Source organism: Paenibacillus sp. sg306046, from assembly GCF_059821225.1.
On the sequence record NZ_JCAMRT010000001.1, the window covers coordinates 362,586 to 376,171 of the forward strand.

General features: G+C 49.6%; 5 protein-coding genes. 1 reads left to right on the forward strand and 4 read right to left on the reverse strand.

Going from position 1 to position 13,586, the window contains the following annotated elements:
* Positions 1-372: 372 nt before the first annotated feature.
* The 4 genes from AC6ROY_RS01545 to AC6ROY_RS01560 all read right to left on the reverse strand — a co-directional run bounded on the left by AC6ROY_RS01545 (position 373) and on the right by AC6ROY_RS01560 (position 12,990).
* Positions 373-9,111: an S-layer homology domain-containing protein gene (locus AC6ROY_RS01545; protein WP_500098193.1), complete on the reverse strand. Its 8,739-nt coding sequence runs from the start codon at positions 9,109-9,111 to the stop codon at positions 373-375.
* A gap of 140 nt (positions 9,112-9,251) precedes the next feature.
* The gene (locus AC6ROY_RS01550; protein WP_500098194.1) at positions 9,252-10,193 is read right to left on the reverse strand and encodes a response regulator; all 942 of its coding nucleotides are present in this window, start codon (positions 10,191-10,193) and stop codon (positions 9,252-9,254) included.
* Between the two features lie 11 nt (positions 10,194-10,204).
* Positions 10,205-12,133, reverse strand: coding sequence for a sensor histidine kinase (locus tag AC6ROY_RS01555; protein ID WP_500098195.1), 1,929 nt, complete (start codon positions 12,131-12,133; stop codon positions 10,205-10,207).
* 344 nt (positions 12,134-12,477) lie between these two features.
* Positions 12,478-12,990 (reverse strand): acyl-CoA thioesterase, encoded by a 513-nt coding sequence (locus AC6ROY_RS01560; RefSeq protein WP_500098196.1) that lies wholly within the window; start codon positions 12,988-12,990, stop codon positions 12,478-12,480.
* A 355-nt stretch (positions 12,991-13,345) separates the two neighbouring features.
* Here AC6ROY_RS01560 and AC6ROY_RS01565 point away from each other — a divergent pair, with 355 nt between their 5' ends.
* Entirely contained in the window at positions 13,346-13,558 is a 213-nt protein-coding gene (locus tag AC6ROY_RS01565) for a hypothetical protein (RefSeq protein ID WP_500098197.1), read from the forward strand.
* Positions 13,559-13,586 lie beyond the last annotated feature (28 nt).

A 13,586-nucleotide genomic window follows, 5' to 3' on the forward strand; every position in this document is an offset into this window, starting at 1 on the left:
CAATTCCAGTAAAATAAAGTAAATTTTATCTTAAAATTAAATAATAAAGAATTTATTATAAATTAAAGACAAACCAGCGACCTGGTCATCTCCGCGCGGTGCTCCACCGTTTCATACAACCGAATTTCTTCCGCTGTTCTCTACGGCTTTTTGATAGTTTCGATTTTGCAAAAGGCAAAACATGACGATGTCCATTCGCTCTTCCCAAGTCGTTATTCGTTCCTTTGTCATTTCATACTCCTTCAGAATGGCTAATTTCTATTCCCCGCGATACTCATTAAAGTTGGACATGAAAAAGCTCCCCTTGATATACAGGTTATTATTTCACCTGTCTACCTAAAGGGGAGCATATCCGTTTTTCCTTAAATGTTGTTACTCGTTAATCAAATCGGATTTTTGCAGCAGCCTCTGCATCATCATGGCCACTTCTGCCCTTGTAATAAAAGCTTTTGGCGCTAAACGCTCATTGCTTCTACCCGAGATGATTCCTGCACTTACGCTGTCCGTAACTCCATTCAATGACCAATTCGAAACATTGTCAACATCAGAGAATGCATCGAGAACACGATTCACGCCTTGATCAGCGTTCGTTCCTTTCAGTCCCGTCATCTTCATCGCTTTCGACACAATCAGCATCGCCTGTTCACGGGTAATCTTTTCGTTCGCACGGAAGCTTCCATCCTCAAAGCCGTTGATTAACCCGTACTCGTATGCTGTCTGAACCGCGCTGCTGTACCAAGCGGTTTGCTTCACATCTGTAAAGATGCTCGCCCCGCTCTCTAGTCGAAGGCCTAAGCCTCGAACCATAATGGCCGCAAACTCTGCTCGGGTAATGTCTAGCTCCGGACTGAAAAGCTTATCGCCCGTTCCGCTTACGACCATCCGCGAGCCCATGTTGTTGACAGCATCCTTCGCCCAATGGTTAGCCACATCCTCAAACACGAGCGGATGCCATACAACCGAGTAGGTGCTGTTGGTCAAGCTATTGATTTCCGCATAGTACTTCCCATCAATCCTGGAAATCTTCGTTGGAACGTGCCGTACCGTACCGTCTGTTTCCACAACGATTCCCGTCGTGATCCGATTTGGATCTACGCCATCCGGAATGGCAACCGTGCGCTTAACATAGGCGTTAAATCTCGAAACTTCCTCCGTGCGTTCCCCGTAAACTACGTTTACCTTGAAGTTGAGCGGAGGAACGACCAGCGAGAAGCCTCCTATATTCGCTGCATCTTCAACGACGCCAACCATTGCCGCCTGGGTTTCGGCAATCTCGATCTTCACCTTGATGTCCTGCAGGGCCAGATTGGTTCCGAATCGTTCCGAGATTGCATCAATGTTGATCTGTTGCGCAGGCAAAGTATATGTTGCTTTCTCGGTACGAATCTCAACAACAGCTTGCTGATTCTCCATATCCTTAACCATGCGTCCGTTCAGTTCGCCAATCACGGCATGGCTCTTCGTTGATACCGGAATCGTGATGATGGCCCCGATCCCTTCCGCATCCAGACGCTGCCGCAACTTCTCTTCATCGACTACGATAGTGGTGACTTGCTGCCCATTTACTTCACCCGTTGTAGCCGTCCCTGCCTTCTCAATCTTTCCATTCACAAGAACGTCAACGCCCGTGCTTGTGGATGCTGGCTGTGATGGTGTTGTCGGCTGTGATGGTGTACTGCTGCCGCCACCATCATCGTTTGACGGCGCTCTTGGCGTTACAGCATTGGAGGATGCTGATGAATCGCTCCCTCCTACAGCATTCCTGGCCTTCACTGTAAACGTGTAGGTGGTTCCATTTGTCAGTCCTGCAATGGTTATCGGGCTAGAATTCCCTGCTCCGACCAGATTGTTTTGAGCATCGTAAACTTCATAGGATGTAATGACATTTCCACCATCATTCGAAGGTGCCGTGAAGGTAATCGTCGCACTGCCGTTCCCCGCTGTTGCGGCAATAAGGGTAGGCGCCTGTGGCACTGTAGCAGGAATAGCGTTCACTTCATTTGATGCACCGCCTAGGCCGCCAAGATTGCCCGCTTTCACTACGAAATAATACTTTTGACCGTTGAGCAGATTTTGAATTTTATATGTCACATCTGTCACAGTTGCCACGGGTATGTTGCTATACTGATTCGACGCGTGAGACATATAAACATGGTAATAGGTCGCTCCGGTCACCGTATTCCAACTCAGATCAACGACACGATCTCCCGCCGCTGCCGTTAAGTTCTGCGGATTGGCAGGCGCATTAGGGAGGTTAACGACTTGAATCACTGTAAACCTCACATTTGTCATGTTGTCGGCGGAAATGGTTACGGTTGCTGTGTAAGTCCCCGCTTCCAAGCCGTCTCTTGCTTTTACCGTAAACGTCGTGGCTGGATCTCCACTGTTTAATGTCGGCGCAAGCGGCTGTGTGATGTCGAAAGCTTGATCATGTGTGCCGTTGAGAGAGACGCTCAAATTTTCTAAAGCGCCTGTCCCTGAGTTGGTTACAGAAATCGTCAAGGTTTCTTGCGTACCATTGGCGTAGCCTTGTTCTAGTGCATCCGCATTTTGATCTTGAATCGATGCAATGGAATAAATCAATTCAACATCCGTCGTGAACGTCGCTCCCGCGCTCGCTGCCGATGCCGTATGCGTCGCCGTCTCCTTCACCCGTGTCACGAACGTGTAGTCCGTTCCTGGCGTCAGACCCGTGAACGCTGCGCTGTCCTGCCAGGTCGTGCCGTTGTCCTTGCTGTACTCCTGACCCGCCACAGCTGTCAGCGTAATGCTTGTCGTCGCTTTGCTGGCTAGCGTCGCCGCTCCTGGAGCCGACGGTCCATCCGCCTTCGCAACCGCCGCCGTACCTGCGCTCGTCACGTCACCGGTCGCGTGGGTACCGTCAGCCGTCACCGTCACCGTGATAACCGCTCCGAGGTCAGCCTGTGCCAGCGTGTAGCTCGCATTCGTCGCTCCCGAAATCGCAATCCCGCCGCGCTTCCATTGGTACGTCGGTTGATCATCATTCGTCGCTGGCGCGTAAGTCAGACCGATCAAATTCGCTGTCAGCACAGAGCCATATTTCGCCATGCCGTTGATCGTCACCGTCCCGCCCATGACAGGAAGAGCATCTGTCGTGAACGTCGCTCCCGCGCTCGCTGCCGATGCCGCATGCGTCGCCGTCTCCTTCACCCGTGTCACGAACGTGTAGTCCGTTCCTGGCGTCAGACCCGTGAACGCTGCGCTGTCCTGCCAGGTCGCGCCGTTGTCCTTGCTGTACTCCTGACCCGTTGCGGAGGTCAGCGTAATGCTTGTCGTCGCTTTGCTGGACAGCGTCGCCGCTCCTGGAGCCGACGGTCCATCCGCCTTCGCAACCGCCGCCGTACCTGCGCTCGTCACGTCACCGGTCGCGTGGGTACCGTCAGCTGTCGCGGTCACCGTGATAATCGCTCCGAGGTCATCCTGTGCCAGCGTATAGCTCGCATTCGTCGCTCCCGAAATCGCAATCCCGCCACGCTTCCATTGGTACGTCGGTTGATCGCCATTCGTCGCTGGCGCGTAAGTCAGGCCGATCAAATTCGCTGTCAGCACAGAGCCATCTTTCGCCGTGCCGTTGATCGTCACTGTTCCGCCCATGACGGGAAGAGCATCCGTCGTGAACGTCGCTCCCGCGCTCGCTGCCGATGCCGCATGCGTCGCCGTCTCCTTCACCCGTGTCACGAACGTGTAGTCCGTTTCTGGCGTCAAACCCGTGAACGCTGCGCTGTCCTGCCAGGTCGCGCCGTTGTCCTTGCTGTACTCCTGACCCGTCACAGCTGTCAGCGTGATGCTTGTCGTCGCTTTGCTGGACAGCGTCGTCGTTGGAGCATTTGGTCCATCCGCCTTCGCCACCGCAGCTGTGCCTGAGCTCGTCACGTCGCCGGTCGCGTGGGTACCGTCAGCCGTCACGGTCACCGTAATAACCGCGCCGAGGTCATCCTGTACCAGCGTATAGCTCGCATTCGTCGCTCCCGAAATCGCAATCCCGCCACGCTTCCATTGGTACGTCGGTTGATCGCCATTCGTCGCTGGCGTATAGGTCACGCTGGTCAGGTTCGCCGTCAGCGTCTCACCAAATTTCGCCGCGCCGTTGATCGTCACCGTCCCGCTCATGACGGGGACATCCTGCGTTGTGAACGTCGCACTACCTACAGAGCTTACGTTATTGCCGCTATCTTTAGCGACAAAATAAACATAATATTGCGTCCCGGCAGCAAGTCCCGTTACGCTAAAATCTTTAGCCGAGTTTGCCGTTGCAGCTCCGCTTCCCGATTTAAAAGCCGCTGCTCCCGCGTGATCTTGTCCTGCCATAACCTCCGCAGCCGATGGAGCCGTTGAGCTTGTCGTAACGATATAATACATCGTTGCATCTTCATCGCTCGTCGCGCTTACCGTTACGGTCGTTTGAGTTATTCCGCTGCTGCCGACACCCGAGAAGATGGGGGGGGCACTTGTCGTAAGCGAGACAGGGCTGGAGTACGTGATCAGCGTCCGCGCAATCGGATCGCCCCCATCCACGTGGCTCTTATGCGTCAGCTTTGCTCTGAAGCGGTACGTATGGTCCGCCTGCAGATTCAGCGTTACCGTTGTCGGAACGCCCGTCCAGGTTGGCGTAACTGCTGTCCATGCGGTTTCATTATCCATCTGTTGCTCCAACCCGACTGCTTCAGCCGCATTAAGCACATCCGTATTCGCCGCGCCTGTCGGGAAATGGATCTTGACTGAAGTGCCAGTCAGGTCGCTCGTCGTCAAATACGGCGAGCGATATCCTCCAAAGACAGCGTAATAGACCTGGCTGTTCGAATTGGTCAGCTCCACTTCGTCGCCCTGATTCAGGGATACTGCCACAGTTTCTTGCGTATTCGCCGCCTTAATGGCTTCCCCTATCACGTAGGCGCTGTCCGAATCCGTCAACGACGATCCGTTGACAATCATCGTCAAATTCGAGGTCCACGGCGTCCACGTCCGCGTCACATCGATGCCGCTTTGGTTATACGAGAGCGCATTATTCGTTATCGTTACATTGGTGCTGTAAAAGCCGATCACCGATATCCCCGCACTTGCATATCCTTGCTGCGTCGTGCTGTCATAGCCGCTGATCGTGTTTTGCGTAACCGTTCCGTTGCCGCCATAGATGTAGATGGCGTATTCGTAGCCGTCCGATTGCCGCAGACGCTCCGGATAATCCGTGCCTTCAAAGGTGTTGCCACTGATTTGAATTCCGCCATTTCGTATGGCGACGGCATTGCGGAAGGCGTTGCTGCTGGCAAAGACGCTATTCTCAATCGTCGTCGATACCGCTCCCGGCTCCGCATGGACGCCGAAGCTTAAATTGTTACCTAGTGTCGCGTTGTTATGGAATCCTTTAATCGTCACGCCATTCAGACTCAACGAGCCACCCGTCTTGATGTTGATGACCGTAAAGATTGGGTTTGTTCCGTTCTCCAGTATGGTGTTGTTCAAAATGAGCTTGCTGCCCGTGCCCTCCACCCTCAAGAACGTCTTGCCGGAATAGTTGGGAAGCGCCGAGCTGTTGACCGTTAGATCGTCGCTCCGTACGATCGTATCGTCAACTCCGGCTCCTGCCTGAATCGTCGCGCCGTTTCCGTTAACGGTAAGATCGCGCGTAATCGTTCCGCCATCATACTGATAGGTTGTTCCGCTTACCAAATTGATCGTGTCAATATAGCTGTTCGCAAGGTATTCGTTTAATGCTGTGGAATTAGCAGCCGTGACCTCTGTCCTGATTTCCGTTTGAAAGCTCCATGTTGTCTGATCCGCGATTCCCGCATAGTCCACGTTATTCGAATCTATAAACGCTCCCGCATCAATCTGTACATAATAATCGCTGCTGTATAACAAGGTCGTCGACGGATTAATTGTCACCGTCGCGCCGGATACGCTGACTTTCGTTGTATCCGTTGCGGTGATCGTCTCCACCGCTCTATTGTCGAATGCAGATTTGATAACGATGTTTTTGCCCGCCACCGCTGTTACGTTCTCGCTGAATGTCAGCACAAGGTTACTGTTCACATCCACGCCCGTCTCATCGTCCGCCGGCTCATAGACGCTCACGGTCGGTGCGGCATTTTGCGCTGTCCCCGATGTAGTAAAAGCGTATGTCGCATTGGACGCATTCGCTTGAATAAAGCTGTTGTAGTAATCTTGAACAATACCATTTTCCCACTGGATGGAAATGGTATGTCCGCCAGGAAGGGGACTGAGTGGATCAATAGCTAAAGTATCTGTCCCCCATCCTGTAATTTGAGCGCTACTGTTGGCTACGGTTTGTATGGTCGTTCCCGCAGTTACATCTTTGATTGTAAAATAACCCGGCACTCCCTTGAGAACTTTTTGGTTGAATGTTAAGGATATATTGAAGCTTGGGTCCACGTTACTTTCATTATTCGATGGACTGGACAATACGGGATCAAATTGAAGGGCCTGATTCCCCGCCATAACCATACCTGAAAAAGCTGGCTGTTGACTCAATGCTTTGACAGTAGAAACGGCATAGGTCGTTAAGTCAATCGATTTGATCGCTCTATCCACAGTACCTGTTTCGTCTGTGAAGAAGTAAACTTTTCCAGCTGCAATATCTAAAGTTAAATCTCCGGGAATCTTTGCGAGACTTCCTGCAATCTTGAATTCATCCGAGCCGTCGGGCTTCATTCGCCATAACGCGTCCTCTGTACTGTTTGTATTGCCATTCCCGTCGCTAGTCAAATAATAGATATATCCGCTCGAAGGATCATATTGAATACCTGCATGAGCCGGTGTTTGGCTCAATGTTTTGACAGTGGTAACGGCTCCGCTTGTTAAGTCCACGGATTTGATCGCTCTATCCCCGTTCACGGTTGAATCGCCCGACATCAAATAGGCTTTCCCCCCTGCAATATCCAAGGTCAGATCTCCGGGAATCTTAGAGACGCTGCCTGCGATCTTGGATTCGCTTGAGCCATCGGGCTTAATTCTCCATAAAGCGTCCTCTGAACTGTTTGTAGCGCTGTTTCCGTCGCTGGTCAAATAATAGATATATCCGCTCGAAGGATCATATTGAATACCGGCAAAAGCCGGAGTTTGACTCAGCGTTTTGATCGTAGTAACGCCCCCGCTTGTTAAATCCACAGCTTTTACCGCTCTATCCCCGTTTACAGTTGTATCGCCCGCCAAGAAATAAGCTTTCTCGCCTGCAATATCCAAGGTTAAATCTGAGGGCATCTTTGCGACATTTCCTGCAATCTTAAATTCGTTGGAGCCGTCTGGCTTGATTCGCATAAAAGCGTCCTCAGAACCGTTTGTAGTACTATCTCCGTCACTGGTCAAATAGTAGATCCACGGAGAGTTGTCGATTAATGTCGTAAAGCTGATACTGCCAACGCCACTCGTATTATTGCTCCCATCCATCGCGGCAAAATAAACATAATACTGCGTCCCTGCGTAAAGTTCCGTCACATTAACGTGTACGGCATTATTCGCTGTTGCCGCTCCGCTTCCCGATTTAAAGGCCGCTGCTCCTGCATGATCTTGTCCTGCCATAACTTGCGCAGCCGACGGCGCCGTCGAGCTAGTCGTAACAACATAATAAATCGTACCCGCCTCGTTGCTTGTAGCGCTCAACGTGGCGGTCGTAAGCGTTACATTGCTGCTGCCAAAGTCAGAGAGTACAGGGGCCGTGGTGTCAGAAGCCGCTGCATTTATCGTAAACTTCAATTTCTTGTTTTTTTGAATTCCAGAAAAGATCATACCGTCATTGTCTTTAAAAATACCTTTATCCGTATATACTGCGTAGCTTTCTCCGCTGGCAAACGTAACAGAGGGATCGATTGTCCAATTCGCACCCGAGCCGCTTACTTGGGAGCTAGCTACATCGATTTGCTCGATAACCGTATTACTAGAAGAGTTGATAATATATATCTTTCCAGTACCTTTCGTTACGCTTTCTGTAAAAGTAAGCTCAATATTTGATGTTGGCCATACAGCATTTGCATGATTTGCCGGTGTCGTCGATATAAGGAAAGGCGGACTAATATTTTGCTTCAAATATATCCCGTTGCTCGAATTTGATCTTATCCATAAGTCTTGATCAGTATCTCCATCAAAATCTGCAACGGATGTATCAGCCGTCAATAAATTAGCAATTGTAATACCACTGAATAGCGAGCTTGATTGATCCATATCTGTAAAGGTACCGTCTCCATTGCTTCTGGCATATTTAATAGCCGTGTCTGCCGCACCTGTCTGATACAAAACATCAGCGTCCCCATCCGTATCAAAATCTCCTACGACTACTCTTCCCGCTAAAGGTGTGATTGGAAATCCTGGACTCGGGATATTGTTAAACGTTCCATTCCCATTGTTTTTAAAATAAATCCCTTTGGTGGCATTCGCTCTTATCCATACATCCTCATAACCGTCCCCATCAAAATCTGCAACGGATGTATTCGCCGTCAATAAATTAGTGATTGTCACACCACTGAATGGCGAGCTTGATTGATCCATTTCCGTAAAGGTGCCGTCTCCGTTGCTTCTTGCATATTTAATAGCCGTGCCTGCCGCACCTGTCTGATACAAAACATCAGTGTCTCCATCCCCATCAAAATCTCCTACCACTACTCTTCCCGCTAGAGGCATGGTTGGAAATCCTGGACTTGAGACATTGCTGAATGTTCCATTGCCATTGTTTTTAAAATAAATCCCTTTGGAGTTATTCGATCGTATCCATACATCCTCATAACCGTCCCCATCAAAATCTGCAACGGATGTATTCGCCGTCAATAAATCAGTGATTGTTACACCACTGAATGGCGAGCTTGATTGATCCATTTCCGTAAAGGTACCGTCTCCGTTGCTTCTTGCATATTTAATAGCCGTGCCTGCCGCACCTGTCTGATACAAAACATCAGTGTCTCCATCCCCATCAAAATCTCCTACTATTACTCTTCCCGCTAGAGGCATGGTTGGAAATCCTGCATTTGAGGCTTCAGTAAAGTATACTGATGAACTTGCACTTACGTTGATACTGGGCATTGAAGAAAGAAGAAGCGCTGTTATAAGAGCTTGTGAAACGGACTTCCATCGAAAAACATTCATCTTCCTAGCACACCTTCCTCATAAAAACTATTCGCAGCGCAAATGGTTGAAACTCTTGGCGCTCAAATTTGTGGGCACACATGACTATTTTATCGAGCCGCACTAGCAAAACTCTAGCAAAAAAGCACGAAAAACAGCGTTTATTCGCTGTCTTTCGTGCTTTTTTTCGAAATATTTGTAAATTTCTCTGTAACTGAGCCGCTTATTTGGTCATTCGCCTCCTTTTCTTTCAGCAATTTTTCATATTGGTGAATATAATGCTCGCGGGGGATGTCAGACCACAGCCAGTCCTCACCCTCCAGATATTCGCCGCGGTAAAGGCTTATCGCTTGTTGAGCGGCTCTAGAGGAGCGTGTTTGGCTAAAAGCCTCAAACGCTTCTTTAAATGCACGCACATCCCAATCAGCTTCTTTGACCCTTAAAATATATCGGTCGCCAGAATAGGCAATCTCTAGTTGCGTACAGCCGGCCTCACTGAGATTTTTCCGTAATCTGTAGACGGAAGTTTGGAGGTAAGCAAGTGCTTGCTCCGGCTCATACCCGAACCACTGCTCCTCACAGAGCCTGTACTTCGACACCCATTTCCCCTCATACTGAAGCATATAAGCCAGAAACTCCTTCGACTTCGAGCGTCCCCATTTCACGGGTTTTCCATCCATAAGAACTTCAAAAGAGCCGAAGCACCGAATTGAGCAAGCGCGTGGTCGATATGGCTGCTCTACGCTTCGATTTCGTCGCAGCTTGTCGATGGCTTTCATGATCCTCTCCGGCCGTATAGGCTTGAGCAGATAATCGACGGCACCGACATTAAAGGCTTCGGACGCATAATGATTATAAGCCGTCACAAAGATGACCTCCAGCGCCGGATTGGCGGAGACGAGCCGCTCTGCCAGTTCAATGCCGGTCATGTTAGGCATCTCAATATCCAAAAACGCACAGTCCGGATTCGTCTCCGACAGCTCCTGCAAGGCATCCAGAGGGTCGGTGTAAACGCCCACGATCATGAGTTGCTGGTTTTCCAGCAACTCTCTTAATTCGTTCAAAATAATAGGCTCATCATCCACCAGTATCGTTCGCAGCATGCTCGATCTCCTTAATCGGGTATTCTCATCGTGACCCTTGTTCCTTTACACTCCATTCTTTGGATGTCCAAACCCTGTCCATAATACAGAATCAGGCGACGCTGAATATTTTTGAGTCCGACTCCGGATGTGGACGCAGGCTCGCCAAGTATTTTCGATAGCTTCCAATCCTGAATGCCCTCGCCGTCGTCTTGTACTGAAATCACCGTACATGTTTCGCCTCTCTGCACACTGATCCTGACGGTTCCGCTCTCCGATCTCTTCATAATGCCATGGCGTATCGCGTTCTCCACCAAAGGCTGGATTGTAAGCAGAGGAACCGAGATTGTAATAGACTCATCGATATCATATTCCACGTTCAGCTTCCCTTGGAAACGAACCTTCTCAATAGAAAGATAGGCTCTGACGGTGGATAGCTCACTCTCAATTGGTGTCATGCCGTCATAGTTTTCAAAATTGAAGCTGCCTCTTAAATAATCCGACAAGTCGTACAATAGTGATTTAGTCCGCTGCGGATTCTTGGTACTGAGAGCCGTGATGACGCTCAGCGAATTGTATAGAAAATGGGGCTTAATCTGTGCTTTTAAGAAAGCCATCTCCGTTTTGACCAGTTCGTCTGTCGCTTCCTTTTCTTTCTTCAATGCCTCTCCCAAATGAAGGGTCAGCTGATTGGCCCGCTCATAAGCATCAGCAAACCGTCTGGCAGAAATAAAGGAACACACAAACAGCAACTGAAAAATACCAACAGACATCAATTCTCCAAAAGAATTATGAATGATAGACGCATGATACAAACTATCATGCACAATGGTTGCCAATATGCCAAAAAGAGTAACGAGAACAAGCAGCGCCCCTTTTTCAGCCCGCATATACGCCCCTAAAGCAATAATGATTAACCAGCAAACTAACATGGCCCCGATTGCTGTTATCACTGGGGAAAATTTCGTATAGATTTGCATGGGTAGTACAGCAGTAATAAGCGACTCCGCTATCCCATAGATCACAACAGCTTTGTTGGCGAATGGTGGTATATTCTTGGGATATAGGCTGACGATCATGAGAAAAAGAACAACCGGAATCCAGTACATATCCACATAGGTTAGAAAAACAAGAAACTCAAAAGGGAGATCCGGAAAGAGCCTGACAATAAAACTGTCTCCAAACAGAGAGATTCTTACAATAAAAATCATGCATAGCAACATTAAATACCGGCTGCTTCTATCCTTTCGCATAACACTGAAGAAGCCTGTATAATGCATAGCCATAATCAACAGGCTGCCAATCAGGATGGCATCCTTATAGATGTTCATGCGATCTAAATTGTCCATCTGCTCCGGTGTTCCTATACCGATATCGTACCATACGCCGCCGCGTGCGTAGCTGAAATTAGAAACCTGAAGAACAAGAGAAAATTCCTTCGAAGGAGGCTTAAAGGTAATCGTCCTCGATTGGTATCCAGGCACAGTGCTTTTGCGTTCCGTTCCGACCGTTCCATTAGTTGCAAGCTCTATATCGTTGGCAAATAGCCGATAGGCTGTCGCAATGTTATTCAGACGCAAGCTGAGTGACTGCTCTGCATCCCTTACGATAATCTTGAGCTTGTAGGTCGCATAGCCTAATCCCGGGAGCTCTTTTCCATCCTGCTCGTAGGCATCCCATGTTTTTGGTACATAAACAATTTGTTTGGGAGGAGCCCCACTGGTCTGAAGCTCGCTGTATGTATACAGGTTTCCCCAATAAAACTCCCATTCTCCGGCCAGACTTGGCCTGTCATTCACGAAATTCCATTCCGACAAATCCAGCACGCCGTTTGTAGGTTTAGGCGCGTCCGGATTGTTTCCTTTCAAATAGAGAACAGGAATGGCTGATGCAACAAAAATAAAAAGCAGAATAGGAAGAAGCATTTTCTTCAGCTTGAGGTACTTCAGGTTCGTAAACATACACGATGCTCCTACACTTTGTTTAGCTCTCCTGCTTTAACCAGAGAAGGAACCGCTGTCTGATAGCGCTATCGTACCTAATCCTAACATGTTTCGCAACTATCCAGTGCACCAGCCGGTTGGAGGGAATTATTTTTGAGGTCAGTTTAACTGCTTTTTCACCTTGCGGCATCCTAACCATTTTTTGGGTTTGCGAAAATTGATATGGAGCCACAAAGTCAATCGCTTCATCTCTGGTTCGGAATTATTCCCAGCGGACATAGGTGGACACAAAAAAAGCCCTAACCTCCAGGGTCAGGGCAACAATCCGCAAAACAACCAAACCTGTAAATAATGAAATCACGCTACTCCCAAGCAAACTTGGTCGTCAGCACGTCGGCAAATTTCTTGCTCTGCTCGCGTCGCTGTCTGCGCATCTCCGCGCGGTGCTCCGCCGTTTCATACAACCGAATTTCTTCCGCTGTCTCCGGCACAACATTCGGCACCGTAACCGGACGATTTTGCTCGTCCAGCGCAACAAAGGTCAGAAAAGACGTAGCGGCAATATCCCGTTCCCCGGTGCGCAGGTCCTCCTTAATCACCTTCACAAATACCTCCATCGAACTGCGCCCCGTCCAGGTTACAAACGACTCGAAACAGACCGAATCCGTAGGCCTAATCGGCGTCAGAAAGTCAACCGAGTCGGTCGAGGCCGTAACGACGCTGCACCGGCAGTGCTTGTAAGCCGCAATCGACGCGATATCATCAATATAAGCCATCAGCTTGCCGCCGAACAACGTGTTGTGATTGTTCACATCCGTAGGGAATACACGGTTTGTCTTGTAGCAGCGGGTTTCCTTCACATAACGTTGTTCCATAAGCAGTTGGTTCCTCCTCAGCGTAACACGGCTCAGCACGATGACGGCCGCCGGAGCGAGCTTGTCACCATCTATCCGTTTGCCCACATTATACATTGCCATCGCCTTGTCGACTACCCGTCGGAGCAGCTGCCCGCCCATTTTCCACGAGCTTCCGGATTACGGCAATCCGCAACAGACAAAATAACCTGCCGGTAAACATCCAGCCCCTTCCCCGACAGCGACAATTGCCTCGGGAAGCAGGTCACGAAACGCCGGCATTGCCTGCCAAGGCTTCATCAGGTACACTTTTTAACGATGAGCGTTCCGCTACAAGACAATGTGCCCCTAACAATCTGTAAAGGAGCTGTACCCTTTGGCCCAAAATCGACGTCTGATCACCGATCAGGACTTTCAGGAAGCGCTGGACCGCCAGCGACGCATCCGCGTATTCCAGGACGATCATGTAATTGATTACGGAGGACTGATCATCCGATTCAGCGACGAGACCGTCGTCGTGCAGTCCGGCGTCAGCGATTTGACGTATCATTCACGCACAGCCTGCGAGTTTTTCGAAATGCGCAAGTAATTCACAGCCAGCAGCAGCAAGGCCAATC